Below are 19,174 nucleotides of genomic sequence, written 5' to 3' on the forward strand. Positions count from 1 at the left end.
CGAAACCGACTTTCAGCTTACCGACATGTGTCGATAAGAATGATCCGGTATTAGCACCGGTTTCCCGGTGTTATCCCAGTCTTACAGGCAGGTTGCCCACGTGTTACTCACCCGTCCGCCGCTAACCGCCGGGAGCAAGCTCCCAGTGATTCGCTCGACTTGCATGTATTAGGCACGCCGCCAGCGTTCGTCCTGAGCCAGGATCAAACTCTCCATTAAAGTTGAGTTGATTAGCTCATAAAAGTTACGTTGGCTTCATTTCGAAAGAAATGAATGTTTTATTGTTGACGTTTTTGTTTGTTTAGTTTTCAAAGAACAATTTGTTGTGTTGCTTGTCAGAAGCAACTCTATTAATATATCACATCGTCCGTTCGTCGTCAACAACTTTTTTGTGATATTTTTTATCATCATTGTGTTGTTAACTCGTCAGTAACGACTGCTTTAATATATTATCACCATGACATTTATTCGTCAACACCTTTATCGATTTATTTTTTAAATAAAATAACCGGCCCAATCACTGGGGCGGTTACCTCATTTATTTTGTAATTTTAACAATGCCTTCTTGACTTTGTTCAACTAGGCCCTGCTTTTCAATCACAACTTTTTCACCTTGCGCTAAGTTTGTGAAGACAATCGGGGTAATGGTTGATTTTCCATGTTCTTTAATATATGAAATATCAAATTTCAATAACGGCTGGCCTTTTGTGACAGTGGCGTTTTCAGCTACCAATGGTTCAAAGCCCTGACCTTTCAGATCTACTGTATCCAAACCCACATGGATCAATAGTTCACGGCCGCCGTCAGAAAGAATTCCGATTGCATGCTTTGTCGGGAACAGGTTGACGATTTTTCCATCAACAGGGGAAACAACGGTTTCTCCTTCCGGAACAATCGCAAAGCCGTCGCCCATCATTTTTTCCGCAAATACCGAATCTGGCACTTCGGAGATTGGTTTGATTTCGCCCTTAATCGGAACAACAATGCTATCGTAATCATGATAATCATTTTGCATGGCTTCTTGATTCACTTCTTTAAGTTGCTGTTCAACACCTTTTTCAGGTGCCTTTTCTACTATTTGAGGCGTGCTACTCATAATATCCTGCATTTGGCCCTTTATTGTTTCAGAACGGGGCCCAAAGATGGCTTGTATATTATTACCTACTTCGAGTATACCAGCAGCTCCAAGTCGTCTCAATTCATCTTTATTAACCTCTTTTATATCATTCACCGAAGCGCGAAGGCGTGTGATACAGGCATCCAGATGGACAATGTTTTTCTGGCCGCCCATTGCCTCAAGAATATTATATGGAAGATCTCCAGCTTGTTGAGCTGCTCCTGACTCTAAAGTTGGGGTTTCTTCGTCTTCTCTACCCGGTGTCTTAAGGTTTAACTTTGTTATTAACAAACGGAAAACGAAGTAATAAACAATGGCAAAAACAACACCTAAGACGATGGCAATCCACCATTTTTCCTTTCCTGGAAGTATACCAAACAAGAAGAAGTCAATGGCACCGCCAGAAAATGTATACCCCAAGTGAACTTTAAATAAAGCCATTAATACAAATGCAAATCCATCCAGTACGGCGTGAATAAAGAATAATAGCGGTGATACAAACAAGAATGAAAATTCAATGGGTTCTGTTATTCCTGTTAAGAATGATGTTAAGGCAGCTGACCCAAGGAGGCCGGCCACTAGTTTTTTCTTTTCAGGCTTGGCTGTATGGTACATTGCCAACGCAGCAGCTGGTAAACCAAACATCATGATAGGAAATTCACCCTGCATAAAGTAGCCTGCGGTTAATTTTACATCATCTTTTAATTGTGCAAAGAAAATCGTCATATCACCATGAACAATATTGCCCGCTTGAGTTTTATAGGAGCCAAACTCATACCAGAATGGGGCATAAAAAATATGATGCAATCCAAACGGAATAAGCAAGCGTTTTACAAATCCAAAAAAGAACACAGCAACATAGGTTCCACTTCCGTGCAGCCAATTAGAAGCACTGTTCATACCATGCTGAATTGGCGGCCAAATCACTAATAACAATAAACCAACAATCAACGAAAAAACGGCAGTTACAATGGGGACAAACCGTTTACCCGCAAAGAATCCAAGGAAAGAAGGCATTTCAATATCGTGATATCGATTGTAGGCAAAAGCCGCAATGAGTCCGACAATAATACCCCCAAATACACCCGTTTGCAACGTCGGGATTCCTAACACAGACGCATAAGACGGATCATTAGCGACCATCTTTGCTGTAACACCCGCCCACGTGCTCATTACCTGGTTTAATACCAAGTAGCCTACTATAGCCGCAAGTACGGCAGCTCCATCTCCGGCTATACCTAAAGCAACACCGGCCGCAAAGATAAGCGGTAAGTTACCGAAAATAATCGCCCCGGCATCCTCCATTACAGCTGCAATCAGTTGAATCCACTCCGCATTGACAAACGGCAAATAATCAAGCGTTGTAGGTTGCTGCAATGCATTTCCGATACCCAGCAATAAGCCTGCCGCCGGAAGAAGTGCAACTGGAAGCATTAATGCTTTTCCAATCTTTTGAAGAACGCCAAATGCGTTTTTAAACATAAAAGTAATCCTCCTAATACTATTTCTTCAGCTCATAAGCGTTTGTATCCAAAAAATAAAAAAGCATGAGCAAAAAAAAATCAATTGAACGAAGATATGGGTATAAATTTCCCGCAAATCTTCATTTCAATCAATTTTCGCTCATGCCTGACCGAATCAGTAACACGCAATATGATGGCTATTTAAATTTTTTCTGCAGACGTTGCAAGTGCATCGTGAGATAGACTGCCTCCGCATCAAAAACTTTCATTCTCAGTGTTTGCTGCATTACTTTAATGAGCTTCCATGCCAGACTATAACACACCGGATATTCTTGTTTTAACAGGGCAGCGATTTTTTCCGGCTCCTCCACCCGCTCTCCCCTTTTTACTCTTTCAATGGTAAAGCGGAGGTGGCGGACTAGCCTCATATAATCAATACCATCCCGGTCAATTTCTATCTCAAACCTCTCTTCGACTATGCCCACCAGTTTGCTGATCAGCTGGGAATGCTGGTTAACTTCGGAAAGCTCCTTATTGGTAAGGGCGCTATGAATATGGAGCGCAATAAAGCCAATCTCTCCAACAGGCAATGCAATCTCTGTTTTTTCTTTAATGAACTCAACGACCCCCTTCGCCACCTCATATTCACGGCGATAGAGCGCTTTCGTTTCGACCAAAAAGGGGTTGCTCATTTCCATGCCCTGCGAAGCCCGAGTCAAGGCAAACATCAAGTGGTCTGTCAGGGCAACATGAATATGTTCATTTAATAGCGAATTGGTTCGCTGCTTGATAAGGTCAATAGCCGAGATAATCACTTCATGGAAATTTTGATCAAGAAACGGAAGCAGCTTAATATAGTTTTCCTGTTCTTTTTCATTTTTCAACACAAACAATTTTTCTACATTATCGGTATCGATGAAATCGCCCCGCTTGCGGTTAAACCCGATACCTTTGCCGATCAGCACGACTTCATTGTAAGCGGGGTGCTCCGCAATCAGTACATTGTTATTCAAAGCTTTTTCTATCCGCAGTCCTGCCATGCCGTTTCCCCGTTTCGCTCAAACTATCATTAGTATACATAGTAAAAGAGTCCTAACGGGAAGTCAACGACAATGTTCGACATACACTCGACAACCATAAGTGCTATTCGAATTTGATGCCTCTCAATCCCAAGAAAAAGAACACTAGCGAAAATCCGATTAGAGCACCGGCATCCTTCCAAATCGTTACCATACGAAGACTGCCGCTGACAATTTCCTTAAAGCCGCCCATCGCCCAGCTTTGCGGAACGCCGAGGGCAATCGTCTGCATGAAGTCCGGCATGATCTCAATTGGCCAATACAATCCTCCGAGCATACACGTGCTCACAATTAACACCGCGCTGATGGCTGATGCTTGTTGCTTCGTTTTGACAAGACCGGCAATCATTAACCCGAAGCCCACAACCATTAAAATGACCAGTGAGGCAAACGGGATTAAATACGCTAAATTGCCCCAGCCAATGTCAAACATCAGGCTCATCGCCATCATTAACACCCCAAGCTGAATCCAGCCCACCAGAAAATAGGACAGGATATAACCGAGAATGACTTGGATCCTTGTGGCAGGGGAAATCATCAGGCGCCCCCATGTGCCGCCGATTCGTTCGTCAAGAATCGTTGAGGCCGCTCCGGAAAGGCCGAACATCATAAACATAATCGCAAAACCGACAAACATTAAATTAATATCTGCCTTATCGTTTTGCTCTTTTTGGATCATTTGTTTTTCGATCTCGATCCCTTTATTGACGGTAACTGCTTCAAGCAGTTTCGGAAAAGCGGCAGGCTCTGACAAGGCGGCTGTGTGGTATGAGCGAAGGATCAACCCCGCTGCCCCTTGGATATACGGGTTTAGCGCATAATACTGTTCCGTTTTCCTCTGAATCACGACATCGAATAACGGCTTCTGTTCGGTGATTCTTTGCCCGAGGTCATCCGGAATGACGATCGCAGCAATGGCATCTTGTTCGAAAACATTGTTCTTTGCCTGCTGCAGCGTGGCTTTTTTCCAATTATATTGATTATTTTTTTTCAAAAGCTTATAAACTTCGGTGCTAAATTCTCCTTGGCCGACAACAACATTGACCAACGGTTTTGTTTCTTGCGATTTTACCGTCATGCCTCCAAAAATATAGCTAAACAGCGCCGGCATGACAAACATCAGCACAATTGCACCCGGCGACTTGAAAAATTTTTTCAAATGAAGGGTTAGAATCGTCCACGTCTTACGCATATTTCCCCCTCCTTTCGATCGAAAGGCGAATTAATCCAATCGCAAAAAAGAGTACTCCGAGGCCTACTGCACCGCCGACTGCCGGCAGGATATTCACCAAAGACGCACCAGTCATCAGCTTCAAATAAGTTTGCAGTGCAAGACCATTTGGAAGCAGCTTTGTCATTGCAACAACCCAATCCGGAAAAATATAGAGCGGCGCCATGCTTCCTCCCAAGGCGGCTAATATTTGCGAGCCAAACATCCCCGCAACTGAGAAGGCTTTTTCGGTTTTGACAAAAGCACCCGCCAATACCCCAAGTCCGCAGGCATTGATGACAAATGCAGCCGTCATAATGGCAATTCCGAAAGCCGATGCCCCCCAATCGACACCGAAAATATACTTTGTGCCGACGATAATAATGGCGGCCTGGAGCAAACAAATAATCACGAGGCCGATCATTTTACCAATCAAATAATTGGTATAGGTTAATTGGGACAACAGCAGTCGTTTATAGACCTCTTGTTCCTTTTCGAGAATCATGTTGGAAACACCCTGAACAACCGTCATTAACAAAAACATTACACCCATCGCCGCAGCATAATATTGAAAGGAACTGACGATTTTGGTTTTTGCATTGACGGTCGTTTCTTTGATGAGATGCTGTGATGCAGATTGTTCTTGAGGATGATCTGTAGTAGTTGGGGCTGCTTGTGCCGGTTGGGTTGAAGGGGTATCCGCCCCAGCGCTGTCAGCCTGAACCGGCTGTGCTGCCTGTCTTGCCATTACCTCAATCGGAATGGAATCGGCAAATTGCTCAATGACTTTTTCAACGATATCGTCCTTAATTCCTGGGTCCGGTCCTGTCAGCAGCTTCACCTTCGTTTCATTTCCTGCCAGCAATGTGGATGAGAAATCAGACTCAATGATCAAGCCAACCGCAAGTGACCGATTTTCAATCTTTTTATGTAGGTCCTCTTCATTAAATTGTTTGATTTTAATACCTTTTGATAATTGCTTTTGAAAAACCTCTTCGATTAACGCCGTGCTAAGCGGCCCATCGTCCAAATTCACGACCCCAAGAGTAAATTTCTTGATGGGGGCGGCATCCTCTTCAGCAAACATATTGCCAAATGCAGCACCCAGGATGGAAATCAGCAACAGCGGCATCGCAACAAGCGTGAGCAATGCTTTTTTATCACGGACGAGCATCAGCAAATCTTTCCACGCCAACCACCAAAACGCCATGACCTTTCACCCCTAATCTCTTAAACTGCGGCCGGTTAAATGAAGAAAGATGCTTTCAAGATTCGGCTCAACAATATCGACTGAACTAACCCTAGCCCCTGTTTTTGTGACCCGTTGAATGATTTCGCTCAGCACCGATTGCGGTTCCTTATGGAAGGCCGTTAACAAATAGTCCTGTAGCTGAAGATCTTTTTCCAAAAATAAGCCTTCCAACGCGGCTGTGATTTTCCCGGTATCTGTGGCATTGCTGTCAAGCGTCAGATTAATTCTCGAGCGGTCGCCAATCGTTTCCCGGAGTTCCTTTAATGTGCCGCTGGCAATCAACTCGCCGTGGTCAATGATCCCAATCCGTTCGCAAAGGTATTCGACTTCCTCCATATAATGGCTCGTGTAAATAATCGTCATGCCTTCGCTGTTTAACCGCTTGACTGTCTCCAAAATGTGATTCCGCGATTGCGGGTCGATGCCGACAGTCGGTTCATCCATGATCAGCATATCCGGCCGGTGCAAAATGGCCGCCCCGATGTTGACCCGGCGCTTCATCCCGCCGGAAAAGGTTTCAACCTTATCTTTGGATCGGTCCGTTAAGCCAATAATTTCAAGCACTTCGTCAATACTTTTCTCAAGCGCCTTTCCGCTAAGGTTGTACATCCTGCCCCAAAATTTCAGATTCTCCCTTGCCGACATTTCCTGATAAAGCGCAATTTCCTGCGGGACAACGCCAATCCACTTTTGTGCCTGCTTCGCATTTTTAATGACATCAATGTCTTTTACCTGGATTGTACCGGCTGTCGGCGGATACAATCCCGTAATCATATTGATGGTTGTTGATTTACCCGCCCCATTGGGTCCCAGCAGGCCAAATGACTCACCTTTTTCCACTGAAAAAGAAACTCCCTTTACCGCTTCAAACTGACCAAAGCTTTTTCGTAAATCCTGAACGGTCAGCATGTTCACGTTCATCACTTCCCCATTCTTTGTCACTATCACCTCTATCATACAGCAGTAAATTGGAAAAAAATATATTTTTATAGGAAAAAAGAAGGAAAAAAAGAGCCGCGAACACATGGTCCGAAGCCCTTTTTTCATCTTTAATGTTGTAAGAATATAAAATAAAGTGCAAAGATGACAAAGAAAAAGTACATGATTGGATGAATTTCCTTCGCTCTGCCCTTTACCAGCATCGTAATCGGATAGAAGATAAAGCCTAGGCCAATCCCGGTTGCAATGCTGTACGATAACGGCATTGCAATCACTGTCAAGAACGCCGGAACAGCGATTTCGAAACGAGTCCAATCAATTTTTCCTAAAGATGATACCATCAAAACCCCGACAATGATTAACGCTGGTGCTGTTACCGGGGCCGTTACTACAGATAGTAACGGAAAGAAGAAGATTGATAGAATAAATAAACCGGCTGTTACCAGGGACGCAAACCCTGTCCTTGCTCCGGCAGCAACCCCGGCAGTTGACTCGACATAAGAAGTAACAGTCGATGTACCAAGAATCGCGCCTGTTGTTGATGCAATGGAGTCGGAAATCAATGCCCTGCCGGCACGCTCCAGTTTGTTGTTCTTCATCAAGCCGGCTTGGCTCGCTACCCCGACAAGCGTTCCCGCATTGTCAAAGAAGTCCACGAATAAGAACGTCAAGACAATTCCAATCATCGCGGTAGAGTAAAATGAACTATCGCCAAAAGATGAAAAGGCTGCCCCAAATGTCGGGGAGATGCTTGGCACTTCGCCGACGATTTGCTTCGGTATATCAATCAACCCAAAAATCATCCCGACAATAACCGTAATGACCATACCATAGAATACCGCACCGTTGATGCCTCTTGTCATCATGATGACGGTTATAAGAATCCCAAAAATGGCAAGCAATGTATCAGGTGCCGATAAATCGCCCAACCCTACAAGCGTTGCATCGTTATTCACAATAATTTTCGCATTTTGCAGTCCGACAAAGGTAATGAACAAACCGATACCTGCACCGACAGCATGTTTTAATTCAATTGGAATAGCGTTGATAATTTTTTCGCGCAGTCCAGTCAATGTAAGAATCAAGAAAAATACACCAGAAATAAATACAGCTCCAAGGGCATGCTGCCAAGGAATCCCGCTGCCCAATACGACAGTGTAAGCAAAGAAGGCATTCAAGCCCATCCCTGGTGCCAATGCGAGCGGATATTTACCGACAAGCCCCATGATGATCGAGCCCAGTGCCGACGCCAATGCAGTCGCCACAAACACGGCACCATAGTCCATTCGCAACGCATCAGGCAGATCTTCAATCGAGGCCAGCGATAGCGTAAGCGGATTGACCACTAAAATATAGGCCATAGCCAAGAAAGTGGTCAGCCCGCCGATGAATTCGCGGCGATAATTCGTTCCATATTTTTCAAACTCAAAATATTTCTGCATGTCTCTTCCCCCAATTTTTTCTTTTTAAAAATAAAAAAACGTTCCGGGTATGTCTACCGGAACGTTGACTAGGCATGTGTAAACAGAGGAAAAGAACAGATGCTGCACTCTATTAAACACTGCTCGTAGTCAAGCCATTTACGGTGGCTCGGTAGAAACTTTTGGGCCATATCCCCAATATTATACGACGCAATTCGACAATATTATTTTCACATTTATCATAACAGCGGTTTACCATTTCGTCAATAAAAAATACGAACGATGATGAAAAAAAATTTACCATCGTTCGTATTTAACCTCATTTGTCTAGCTTCAGCGCCTAGGGGCTCGGGGTCATAAGCCAATCCGTCAAGAAGGCTAAAAAACAGCCTTCTGGCCGGCTCGTCTTATGCCTGTCGCCCCTGGTCAAGGCGCTTCCGCTTTTCTTATTATTCCCACTCAATTGTAGCAGGCGGCTTGCTGGTAATGTCATAGACGACCCTGTTCACATGGGCAACTTCATTGACAATTCTGGTCGAGATGACCTCCAGTACCTCCCATGGAATCCGGGCCCAGTCAGACGTCATGCCATCAATCGATGTCACGGCACGGATACCAATTGTATAATCATAGGTACGGGTATCGCCCATTACCCCCACACTGCGGATGTCCGGCAGCACGGTAAAATATTGCCAGATTTCGCGGTCAAGGCCGGCCTTTTTAATTTCCTCGCGTAGAATCCAATCCGATTCGCGGACGATTTCAAGCTTATCTCCCGAGATTTCTCCAAGAACACGGATGCCTAGACCTGGTCCCGGGAATGGCTGGCGCCAAACAATCTCATCCGGAATGCCAAGCTCGGTTCCGAGCGCGCGGACTTCGTCTTTAAATAGTGTATTCAACGGTTCAATTAATTTGAACTGCATGTCCTCTGGCAGGCCGCCGACATTGTGGTGCGATTTAATCGTTTGGGCCGTTGCCGTTCCACTTTCGATGATATCTGTGTAAAGAGTACCCTGGGCTAAAAACTCAATTCCTTCCAGCTTGGCTGCTTCATCATCAAACACATAGATAAATTCATTACCGATAATCTTACGCTTTTTCTCAGGATCAGAAACACCTTCCAGTTTGGATAAGAAACGATCTTTGGCATCGACCTTGATCACGTTCATATGGAAGCCTTCTGAGAATGTTTTCATGACACTTTCCGCTTCATTTTTCCTGAGTAAACCGTGGTCAACGAAAATACAGGTTAATTGGTCACCGATTGCCTTATGAATCAAGACGGCAACAACGGAAGAATCAACACCGCCGCTTAAGGCACAAAGAACCTTTTTATCGCCAACTGTTTCGCGGATTTTCGCCATTTCCATCTCAATAAAGTTTTCCATTGACCAATCGCCACTGCAATCACACACGTTGAAAACAAAATTTTTCAACAGGTCATTGCCATAAACTGAGTGGCGTACCTCCGGATGGAACTGAACGGCATAAAGTTTCCTTTCCTTGTCGCTCATTGATGTAATCGGGCACGATGGGCTTGTCGCGTCAATCGTAAATCCTTGAGGTGCCTCTACCACCAAGTCGCCATGGCTCATCCAGACAATCTGCTCCTCCGGAAGGCCGGCAAACAGTTGAGATTGATTTTCCACCTTCATTGTCGCTTTTCCGTACTCACGATGCTTGGCTTTTTCAACCTTGCCGTCAAAATGAACGGTCATCAACTGCATTCCGTAGCAAATTCCTAGAATCGGCAGGCCCATTTCAAAAATTTCTTCGTCACAGCGGAATGAATTTTCATCATAAACACTGTTTGGACCTCCAGAGAAAATAATACCCTTCGGATTCATTTTCCGGATTTCTTCTGCGGTAATCGTATGCGGATGCAGTTCACTATACACGCCAAATTCGCGGATCCGCCTGGTAATCAACTGATTATATTGGCTGCCAAAGTCCAACACGACGATCATATCTTGCATTCCTGTCAAGTCAAGCCACCTCAATCTAATTAAAGTTAGTTTAGTTTTGCCATTTTTACTAAGAAATAAAAAAAACTAGAATCCTCCCCCCAAAGTCTCTTAGGAAGGCAGAATTCTAGTTCTCTCGCATTTGCTCTATGACCGATTCTGCCTTCATAGTCAGGCCATTTACGGCAGCCCGGTAGAGACTCTCGAACCCTATTATCGAGGATATATGAAGGTACACATTAAATTACAACATATTGTAACAATAGGATGTTTTTTTGGTCAAGCAATTGTCTTTTTAATTAAATTTTCCCACAACTCCCGGTTATCATCCCAGCTTCCCTTAGGGAGAGTTTGATGGTACAAGTACTGCTCATAACTGTTCGTCAGCCTCGTCATCTCCCGGGTTGAGAAAAAGCTGTCGATATAACGGGCATAGCTGCTTAAGGTTTGATTTTCCCGGCGCTTTAATCCGTAGCGGTCAAGCTGTTTCAGTAAAATCAAATAGGCAGTCCCGATCGTATCGTCTTGCTTCTTAAAACGGTAGCGGAACATGAAAATGTACGGAACCCACTTACCACGGATACGGTAAAGCACCCATACAACAGCTGCAATGACCAAGAACCAGACTACAAGTGAAAGCCAATTGTTATTGAAAAATTTTTCTATCGCACTCCAAATCGCCGTGAAGTCATATGATGAATCTTTTGCTTTGGCCGGCGCTTCATCAATCTCTTCCTTCTGCGGCTTTGGAGCCGGTGCAGGAGCAGGGGTTTGGGTTCTGGACGTCGTTTCCCCAGACGTATAATCAATGCTTAATCCATTTGAATACCCTTTGGTTGGTTCAAATGGAACCCAGCCTTGCCCCGGGATAAATGCCTCCACCCATGAATGAGCATTATTATTGGTAATCTGATAAATTTCCTTCGATTCATCGCCTTGGGTGTATTCCGTGAACTCTCCGCCGGTAAAGCCCTTTACCCAGCGTGTCGGAATGCCGATTGTCCGAAGCATGACCGCCATCGAGGTGGAAAAGTTATCGCAATAACCAACTTTTGTATCAAACAGGAATTGGTCAACGTAGTCGTCCTCTTCCCCTGGAAGGGCAACATTTTTTTGGTCATACGTGTACTCGATATTCCCGAAATAACTCTCCACTGCCTTTGCTTTATCAAACCAATTGGTTTTGCCCGCAGTTATTTCTTCCGTTAATTGCTTAATTCTTGCGGGAAGATTTTCCGGAATCTTTGTATATCTTTCGTAGAATTCCTGGTTCATGACAGTCGGGTCAAACCCAGTGGGTTTTCTTAAATCGATTGCCTTATACCTCGGGACCTTAAAGTCAACGCTATAACCATTGGTTTTGAGATTTTTAATTTTTTCTGTCGTTGTATCGATCCGAATCGGGTATCTTTCAGGAACATTCACTTCAATAAATCTTTGGATCCCTGCCGGATATACAATTAATGATGATTCCTTGACCGAAGTGATTCTTGCGGTTTCATCCCTTGTTTCCACACTACTTGGGATTGAAAATACCGGAACAAGATCGGCCTTCGTAAAATCAATCGGGGTCGATCCCGAGGCGACCCAGCCCTTGCCCGTATATATATCCTTCGTTTCAACCTTCCAGTAGTGCTTGCCGTTCGATTCAATCGTAAACACAGTTGTATTATCCCCGATAAATGGGCCGCCAAGTCTCTCATCATTAGACCCGTAGCCGATTCGACTGATTCCGCCAGGGCCGTCGCTGCCGTCTTGTCCCTTGGCCGCCGTCAAATACGGAACCGGATCGGGCCAAATCGGCGCCGCCTTCGGAGCGGCCATACCAAGCAGCACACTGAAAGCAATCATGCCGACCAGCGGCACCATCCATTTTTTCATCGAGAAGGATTGGCTGCCATGCTCTCTCATGCTGATTCGGAAATAGGTCAGCATCCCCATCACAGCAAATCCTGCGCCAACCGTACGGACAATCGCGACAGTTGCGTTATATTCGGTGAAGGTATCCAACACGGTGATATAAACTAATGTCATAAAAAAGAAAATGAAGATCCGCTGCTGACGCAACAGCCAATAATGCAGCAGGTACACCATTAACCACAGCAGGACGAAAAATAAGATGGTGCGAAATTCATCGGTTAAATCATTCCAATTTCTTGCAAATATCAACCCTAGGTTTTCCGTCATATCGGATAAGAAGGCATTCAGCCAGTCAGGCTGGAAAAATCCACCCTCATAATAGAGCCGATTAACAGAAAACAGGATAAAAAATGCATTAATCAGCAATTGCCAGATCCACTTCAGTCGGAGGTACGATCCGGCGAAGGCAACGATTAAAAAAATGATGAACGTTTCAATATTGTCGGTATCGGTCAATTGCTCAACCGGCCGCAGCCATTCCCACAACAACAAAAAGCCAAATACGTATAAAAGAAAGGTGGGAAAATCCCGTTTTATCATCGCAGGCTCACCTCCGAGAACACGGCTGCAAAATCGCCTTCATGCACCATGACAACCCGGACACCGCGGGCGTTTGCAATCGCAATGAGCGAACGCTCATCATCAGTTGGCAATTCTTTTTGGCCTTTCATTAAAAACAACGTAATACTACCTTTACGCTGCCCGAGAAAGCTTGCTTTTTCAATGAGCGGTTTATTCAGCTGTGCTGTTATAAGCATAAACGAGATGGATTGTTGAATGAATGCCCCGTCGGTCTCCAACACTTTTTCCAGCGGAATAAAGCTCTTTGCTTCAATTTTCGCCAAATGGTAAAACAGCTGCTGTAAATGCTGCTCGCCGCCTCTGATTGGAAACGAGACCCGTTCTTTGCTAATGGTCAGGAGTCCAGTTTGGGCCCCTTTCTTTAAAACCGCCCTTAATAGTGAAGCGGTGAAGGATACGACAGCTTCAAAGCGCTTATCCGGTACACAGTCCATCACCACGAACACGTCATGTGATTGCCGCTGTTCAAATTCCTTCGTCATAATCTCGTTTCTCTTGGCAGACGCCTTCCAGTTAATCCAGGAAAACCGGTCGCCAGGCTGATAATCCCGAACACCGACGGCCATAGTCGTATCGCGCTGGACCCGTTCCCGTGATGCCGTTAATCCTTGGTCATACTGGTTTTCAAACGGCCGATAGAGCAGCTCGGTAAACGCCGGATAGACGATAATTTTCCCTTCAACAGGATGGGTCTTTTCCTTTTCAAACAATCCAAGCGGATCGCCAATTTTTAAAGTAATGGCTTGGAAAAAATGTTCGCCCCGAGGCAGTTTATTAATCGTATATTCATAGGAAAGTTGTTTGCTAAAGCCCGGAAACAGGATTGCCTTGGAAGAACTGAGTTTCTCGGCATATTCCAATGCTTCGGTCAACTCATCCTTAATGATCAAGTAAAATAACGGAAACCCCATTGAACGCTTAATATTGACCGTGACCTTCAACGGTTCGCCGGCATTGTAATCCGTTTTGCTTAAGGTCCTGGACACTTCCAGCTCATTCAAGGAATAGAGCGATAGCGCCACAGAGTAGATGGCAAACGGCAAGAAACTGTAAAACAAAAACCAGCTGACGAATCCCCCTTGAAACATTGCATAGGAAAAGGCTAGGAGGATTAACAGGAACAGCAGGATAAACCTCCATGCTTTTTGGGTGAATTTCCAAAGCGTCTTCATTCTACTTCACAAGCCTTCGAATCGGAACAGGGACTCTGGCCACCACACGGTTCACGACTTCTTCAGCAGAGATGCCCTCGAATTTTGCTTCCGATTTTAAAATGATTCGGTGCGACAGGACGTACGGAGCCAAGTATTGAACATCGTCCGGCAGCACATAATCGCGGTTGTTCACATACGCATACGCTTGTGCCGCTTTCATCAGGGCGATGGAACCGCGCGGGCTGGCGCCCAGGTAGACACTTCCGTGGCCCCGGGTACCGTTGACGATGTCGACGATATAGCGCTTAATGGTATCATCAACGAACACTTCCTTTACTTCCTGCTGCAGTCCAATCAGGCCATCGAGATCAATGACCGGCTGCAGGTCCTCAATTGGCGGAGTCTTTTGCGCCCGGTTGAGGACCTCGATTTCTTCCTGTATGTCCGGGTAGCCCATTTTCATTTTTAAAAGGAAACGGTCGAGCTGGGCTTCCGGCAGCGGATATGTACCCTCGTATTCAATCGGGTTTTGCGTGGCCATGACGAAAAACGGCTTGCTTAGTTTATGGGTCACGCCGTCAATAGTGACGCTCGCTTCCTCCATTCCTTCAAGGAGCGCAGATTGTGTTTTGGGCGAAGTCCGGTTGATTTCATCAGCAAGGATGATGTTGCCCATCAGCGGACCAGGGCGAAATTGGAATTCCATTTCTTTCGGGTTGTAAATTGATACACCAGTTACGTCGGACGGGAGCAGGTCCGGTGTGAACTGGATGCGGCGGAACTTGGCATTCACCGATTTTGCAAGAGCGCGGACCATCATGGTTTTGCCGACGCCTGGCACGTCCTCAAGCAGCACGTGGCCGCCTGCAAGCAGGGCGACGAGACTGAGCTCAGCAACGTTCCGCTTTCCAATCATCACTTTCTCAATGTTGGCGAGTATTTGATCTATAACAGGGTTCATATGTTCGTGTGCCAAGGTAATTCCTCCTCATTGGGGTCGATGGTGCGAATTTATAACATTCTATCTATGTATTCGATTTTTTCCTGAAAAACTCCTGTAAAAAGACATAGAAAGTTCAAATATTAGACGGGGGAAATAGGGGGAGGGTTTCATAGGGCTGGGCGGCTGGGCGATGAAGGACAAAATCATGTTTCCGCACGCACGAAATATCCTTCTTGAGCTTAGCGCCCCCTTCTATTAGACATATTTTTGTTTTTTCAGCTAATCTTGTCTAATAGATGTGTTCTATTAGACACTTTCACGCCTTATCCAACTCATTTTGTCTTTTAGAGGCGCTTTATTAGACAATTTCATGCTTTATCCTGGCCATTTTGTCTTTTAGACGCCTCCTATTAGACACTTTCACTCTCTAGAAAGAAATTTTGTCTATTATAAAAATTTTGGCTGCCACTTGGGCAGCCATATTTTTTATTTTTCTTTAGAAACGGCATTATAGCTTTCCAATTTTTTAAATCGTTTTTTCTTTTTTAGGTACTTTTCATTAAGCACCATCACTTTCCCATTCTCAGCAGGAGTGAATTTCCGATAAACGGTTTTATATTTTTCAAAAGCCAAGTGCCCTAAAAGATATATAGGCAGGATAATGACCGCAAGGATTATTAATGTGGGCATCAACTTGAATTCATTCCCAGCGATATAATTTGTCATGATCGCATGCGCCGTAATCGACACCATGATGGTGATAATCACATTACATATATGGAAAGCGACCGCATCCCCGGTTTCCCGAAACAATCGCTCTAGTTCATACTTAAAAAAAAGCGTAACAAACACTGAAATTACAATGACAATAAGGGAAACAAAATATGTAAAAACCATGTACAAGTTTTCAGCCCCCCACTAACATATATAACACCATTATAGCTAATGATTGGAAAGAAGGTAATATTTACCTAAAAAAAGTCTACAGCAGCAGCACAAAAAATGCTTCTGCTATAGACCGATAATTTTTCACATGAAAGTCCAAGTGAAATTACGATTAGATACTTGCAACTTCAACCTTACTACTATCCTCTTCGTCCTCCGCCTCAGCTTTCACATAGTCGATCATCACTATGGTTTCATCATCCTCATGGTTAATCGTACAGTTACGATAATCCTCTTTAATATCGGCCACTCTAACAGTATGGCCGATTTCAAAATCCGTGATGTCAATTTCAATTTCATTCGGAATATCATCCGCTTTTGCTCTTATATCCAATTCATGAAGATATTGTTTCGCAATTCCTCCGACTTTCTCGCCTTTAGATGTTCCCTTTAGAATGACACTAACTTTTGTATCGAGTTCCGTATGCTGATCGACCTGAAGAAAATCTACATGAAGAATCTCCTTTTTTACAGGGTCATTTTGGTAATCTCTTAAAATAACATTCTTTGATTTACCATCAAGATTTAGGGAGATAATGCCGTATCTGCCAACACCCTTCATCACATTCAGTAAATCTGAGTTTTTTATAGAGATGGATTTAGTATCAATATCGCTTCCATAAACAATTCCAGGGATTTTCCCATCGTTCCTTAATTTTTTCAAAGAAGATTTTTTGAAATTGTTTCTTTCTTGAGCTACTAGCGTATTCATTTTAACTCCACCTTCCAGATTATTTAAATTTCAGACACTTTTTGTAAAAATGTCTAAAAATTTTATACAATTTAAGTATATCTAATCTTAGATATTATTTCAAACTTGCCTGATCGGATAACTGAGTCAAGCAGCTGACATAAGTATACATCAATCTGCAATATTTTGCTGTTTTTTTAAAAAATGACAATAAATATCGCGAAAAATTGCATTTTATTGCAATGTTGATTAAACTATAACACAAGGAGGTGTTTTATGCTAATCGAAGAAAGACTTGAAAAAGAAATGAAAATCATTGAAGAAAATAAGACTGTGACAATAGAAAGTCTCGCTGAATTTCTAAGCGTTTCAAAAGATACGATCCGAAGAGACTTAATAAAACTAGAAAAAAAGAATGTTATAAGAAGAATACATGGGGGAGCCGTGTTAGCTAGTAAAGAGGCTCTTATTTTTAATTACTCAGAAAGAGCAAATCAGGGAAACTCTATTAAGGAAAAAATTGCAGAGAAGACTGCTAAATTAGTCAAAGATCATTCATCCGTTATTTTTGATTCGTCTACTACTGTGGAAGCTGTTATTCCTAAATTAAACGGGAAGAATTTGAAAGGGATTACCAATTCTCTTACTCATGCTATTCTTCTTGCTAAGAATGAAAGGACAAGTGTTTCAGTGTTTCCTGGCAAACTTAATAATGAACAGTTGTTTTTATATGGGGCCGAGACGGTGGATAAAATTAGACAATATCATGTTGACTATACATTATTAGGGGTATTTGCCATTTCTGAAAATGGCTTGTTTATTCATACAGAGGAGGAAGGGTTGGTTAAACGGGCAATGGTCCAAAGAGGGAACAAGATCATTGCATTAGCCGATCATACAAAAATTGGTACAACGGGTTATTTCAAAGTATGTTCCCTCGATGAAATTGATATATTGGTTACTGATAAGATGCCGGAGCTAAAGTTTGTGGAGTTACTAGCACAAAATAATGTAGATCTTGTAATTACTGACGAATGATTAGGAGAATACGTTTATGAAAATGAAGAAACAAGTAAAATGGATGCAAATAGAACAGCCTGAAATTTATGACAATGTTCCCCCAGTTTATTTAACTGATGAGACGATCAACAAAAGAAAAGAAAAACTTCTTCAATTAATGAAAAAAGAAGAGTATGATGCATTAGTTATTTACGCTGATAAAGAACATGGAAGTAATTTTGAATACTTGACGGGTTTTATTCCAAGATTTGAAGAAGCTGTTTTCGTAATAAAAAGCAATGGAGATTGTTCCTATATTTTGGGGAATGAAAATCTAAAAATGGCAAAGCATGCTCGTACAACGGGTACTGTTTATCACTGTCCACTTTTTTCTTTGAATAATCAACCAATGAACAATGATCATCCATTAGAAATGATATTGGATCAAATTAATTTTTCAACAAGTAAAAAGATTGGTCTTGTTGGATGGAAGATGTTTACTTCAAAAGTACAAGATAACGATACTTTATTTGATATTCCTCATTTTATTGTTGAGGCAGTCAGAAAGGCAAAGCATGAGTATGCAAAGATTGTCAATGCAGCTTACTTATTTATAAGAGGAGACATTGGGATTAGGACAACAAATAATGCTAATGAAATTGCTCATTATGAATATGGGGCAAACCTGGCTTCATCTTGTATGCTAAAAGCTTTGAATGCGGTTGATATAGATGTTAAAGAATCCTTTTTAGGGAGTATTCTGAATGGTGACGGGCAAACAAATAATGTTGTTACCATCGCCGCTACTGGCAAGCGTTTTGAATTTGCAAACCTTTATCCTACTAACAAACAGACCAAAGTAGGAGATCCGATATCATTAACAACAGGCTATAAGGGAGGTCTGACCAGCAGAACTGGGTTTATTGTTGAAAATAAAGAACAACTCCCTTCTTCTCAAAAAGATTATTTAGATAAAGTCGCCATTCCTTATTATCAAACCTTTGTATATTGGTTAGAGAACATTAAAATCGGAATGTCGGGTGGAAACTTTTACGATTTAATAGAAGTGATATTCCCAAAAGAAAAATACAATTGGCAGTTAAACCCAGGACATCTTGTTTCCGATGAAGAGTGGATGTCTTCACCGATTTACCCAGATTCTACTGAAGAACTTAAAAGTGGAATGATTCTCCAAATTGATATTATCCCTTCCATTGAAGGCTATGCAGGTGTTAGTGCAGAAGATACCATTGCTCTGGCAAATGAAGAATTAAGAAATAAGCTTAAAAACGAATACCCGCAAGTATGGAATAGAATTCAAAAACGAAGAAATTACATTCAAGAACAGTTAAACATCCATCTATCAGAAGAAGTACTTCCTCTATCAAACACCGTTGGTTATTATAGACCTTATTTACTAACGAAAGATCAGGCATTGACCTGTAAATAAAAAATGAAAAAAGGTCTTCATCCATTCAGGATGAAAGACCTT

At 43.0% G+C, this 19,174-nt stretch carries 14 protein-coding genes, 1 rRNA gene and 2 riboswitches; of the genes, 2 read left to right on the forward strand and 13 right to left on the reverse strand.

Annotated elements, in window-relative coordinates; translation table 11 throughout:
• The 13 genes from M3234_RS24790 to M3234_RS24850 all read right to left on the reverse strand — a co-directional run.
• A 16S ribosomal RNA gene (locus tag M3234_RS24790) occupies positions 1-219 on the reverse strand; the annotation flags it as partial.
• A gap of 319 nt (positions 220-538) precedes the next feature.
• The gene (ptsG, locus tag M3234_RS24795; protein WP_262307264.1) at positions 539-2,599 is read right to left on the reverse strand and encodes a glucose-specific PTS transporter subunit IIBC; all 2,061 of its coding nucleotides are present in this window, start codon (positions 2,597-2,599) and stop codon (positions 539-541) included.
• Positions 2,600-2,777: 178 nt separating this feature from the next.
• Positions 2,778-3,620 (reverse strand): glucose PTS transporter transcription antiterminator GlcT, encoded by an 843-nt coding sequence (glcT, locus tag M3234_RS24800; RefSeq protein ID WP_262307265.1) that lies wholly within the window; start codon positions 3,618-3,620, stop codon positions 2,778-2,780.
• 103 nt (positions 3,621-3,723) lie between these two features.
• The gene (locus tag M3234_RS24805) at positions 3,724-4,851 is read right to left on the reverse strand and encodes an ABC transporter permease (RefSeq protein WP_262307266.1); all 1,128 of its coding nucleotides are present in this window, start codon (positions 4,849-4,851) and stop codon (positions 3,724-3,726) included.
• Entirely contained in the window at positions 4,844-6,079 is a 1,236-nt protein-coding gene (locus tag M3234_RS24810; RefSeq protein ID WP_262307267.1) for an ABC transporter permease, read from the reverse strand. Before M3234_RS24810 ends, M3234_RS24805 begins: the two co-directional genes overlap by 8 nt.
• Positions 6,080-6,091: 12 nt before the next feature.
• Positions 6,092-7,030: an ABC transporter ATP-binding protein gene (locus M3234_RS24815; protein ID WP_262307322.1), complete on the reverse strand. Its 939-nt coding sequence runs from the start codon at positions 7,028-7,030 to the stop codon at positions 6,092-6,094.
• Between the two features lie 140 nt (positions 7,031-7,170).
• Positions 7,171-8,502 carry an NCS2 family permease gene (locus M3234_RS24820; RefSeq protein ID WP_262307268.1) on the reverse strand — a complete coding sequence of 444 codons (1,332 nt, stop codon included), beginning with the start codon at positions 8,500-8,502 and terminating at the stop codon, positions 7,171-7,173.
• A gap of 106 nt (positions 8,503-8,608) precedes the next feature.
• A riboswitch (purine riboswitch) is annotated at positions 8,609-8,711 on the reverse strand.
• A gap of 219 nt (positions 8,712-8,930) precedes the next feature.
• Positions 8,931-10,460 carry a glutamine-hydrolyzing GMP synthase gene (gene guaA, locus M3234_RS24825; protein ID WP_262307323.1) on the reverse strand — a complete coding sequence of 510 codons (1,530 nt, stop codon included), beginning with the start codon at positions 10,458-10,460 and terminating at the stop codon, positions 8,931-8,933.
• Positions 10,461-10,596: 136 nt separating this feature from the next.
• Positions 10,597-10,698, reverse strand: a riboswitch (purine riboswitch).
• 29 nt (positions 10,699-10,727) lie between these two features.
• The gene (locus M3234_RS24830) at positions 10,728-12,908 is read right to left on the reverse strand and encodes a transglutaminase TgpA family protein (protein ID WP_262307269.1); all 2,181 of its coding nucleotides are present in this window, start codon (positions 12,906-12,908) and stop codon (positions 10,728-10,730) included.
• Positions 12,905-14,122 (reverse strand): DUF58 domain-containing protein, encoded by a 1,218-nt coding sequence (locus M3234_RS24835; RefSeq protein ID WP_262307270.1) that lies wholly within the window; start codon positions 14,120-14,122, stop codon positions 12,905-12,907. The genes M3234_RS24830 and M3234_RS24835 overlap by 4 nt, the downstream gene beginning before the upstream one ends.
• Before the next feature lies 1 nt (position 14,123).
• The gene (locus M3234_RS24840; protein WP_396953994.1) at positions 14,124-15,065 is read right to left on the reverse strand and encodes an AAA family ATPase; all 942 of its coding nucleotides are present in this window, start codon (positions 15,063-15,065) and stop codon (positions 14,124-14,126) included.
• Positions 15,066-15,533: 468 nt separating this feature from the next.
• The gene (locus tag M3234_RS24845; RefSeq protein WP_262307324.1) at positions 15,534-15,944 is read right to left on the reverse strand and encodes a hypothetical protein; all 411 of its coding nucleotides are present in this window, start codon (positions 15,942-15,944) and stop codon (positions 15,534-15,536) included.
• Between the two features lie 160 nt (positions 15,945-16,104).
• A complete protein-coding gene (locus M3234_RS24850; RefSeq protein WP_262307272.1) occupies positions 16,105-16,704 on the reverse strand; it encodes a 50S ribosomal protein L25 in 600 nt (199 codons plus the stop codon).
• Positions 16,705-16,959: 255 nt separating this feature from the next.
• Between M3234_RS24850 and M3234_RS24855 the strand changes: the two genes are divergently transcribed.
• Complete coding sequence (locus M3234_RS24855) at positions 16,960-17,721, forward strand: DeoR/GlpR family DNA-binding transcription regulator (RefSeq protein WP_262307273.1); 762 nt, start codon at positions 16,960-16,962, stop codon at positions 17,719-17,721.
• Positions 17,722-17,737: 16 nt separating this feature from the next.
• On the forward strand, positions 17,738-19,132 hold the full coding sequence (locus tag M3234_RS24860) for a M24 family metallopeptidase (RefSeq protein ID WP_262307274.1): 1,395 nt from the start codon (positions 17,738-17,740) through the stop codon (positions 19,130-19,132).
• Positions 19,133-19,174 lie beyond the last annotated feature (42 nt).

This window comes from Neobacillus niacini, from assembly GCF_023715785.1.
Taxonomy (GTDB): domain Bacteria; phylum Bacillota; class Bacilli; order Bacillales; family Cytobacillaceae; genus Neobacillus; species Neobacillus niacini_E.

Excerpts from the sequence above, each read along its gene's own strand:
- ptsG (WP_262307264.1), bottom strand. The coding sequence starts at position 2,599 with ATGTTTAAAAACGCATTTGGCGTTCTTCAAAAGATTGGAAAAGCATTA.
- glcT (WP_262307265.1), bottom strand. The coding sequence starts at position 3,620 with ATGGCAGGACTGCGGATAGAAAAAGCTTTGAATAACAATGTACTGATT.
- M3234_RS24805 (WP_262307266.1), bottom strand. The coding sequence starts at position 4,851 with ATGCGTAAGACGTGGACGATTCTAACCCTTCATTTGAAAAAATTTTTC.
- M3234_RS24810 (WP_262307267.1), bottom strand. The coding sequence starts at position 6,079 with ATGGCGTTTTGGTGGTTGGCGTGGAAAGATTTGCTGATGCTCGTCCGT.
- M3234_RS24815 (WP_262307322.1), bottom strand. The coding sequence starts at position 7,030 with ATGCTGACCGTTCAGGATTTACGAAAAAGCTTTGGTCAGTTTGAAGCG.
- M3234_RS24820 (WP_262307268.1), bottom strand. The coding sequence starts at position 8,502 with ATGCAGAAATATTTTGAGTTTGAAAAATATGGAACGAATTATCGCCGC.
- guaA (WP_262307323.1), bottom strand. The coding sequence starts at position 10,460 with ATGCAAGATATGATCGTCGTGTTGGACTTTGGCAGCCAATATAATCAG.
- M3234_RS24830 (WP_262307269.1), bottom strand. The coding sequence starts at position 12,908 with ATGATAAAACGGGATTTTCCCACCTTTCTTTTATACGTATTTGGCTTT.
- M3234_RS24835 (WP_262307270.1), bottom strand. The coding sequence starts at position 14,122 with ATGAAGACGCTTTGGAAATTCACCCAAAAAGCATGGAGGTTTATCCTG.
- M3234_RS24840 (WP_396953994.1), bottom strand. The coding sequence starts at position 15,065 with ATGAACCCTGTTATAGATCAAATACTCGCCAACATTGAGAAAGTGATG.
- M3234_RS24845 (WP_262307324.1), bottom strand. The coding sequence starts at position 15,944 with ATGGTTTTTACATATTTTGTTTCCCTTATTGTCATTGTAATTTCAGTG.
- M3234_RS24850 (WP_262307272.1), bottom strand. The coding sequence starts at position 16,704 with ATGAATACGCTAGTAGCTCAAGAAAGAAACAATTTCAAAAAATCTTCT.
- M3234_RS24855 (WP_262307273.1), top strand. The coding sequence starts at position 16,960 with ATGCTAATCGAAGAAAGACTTGAAAAAGAAATGAAAATCATTGAAGAA.
- M3234_RS24860 (WP_262307274.1), top strand. The coding sequence starts at position 17,738 with ATGAAAATGAAGAAACAAGTAAAATGGATGCAAATAGAACAGCCTGAA.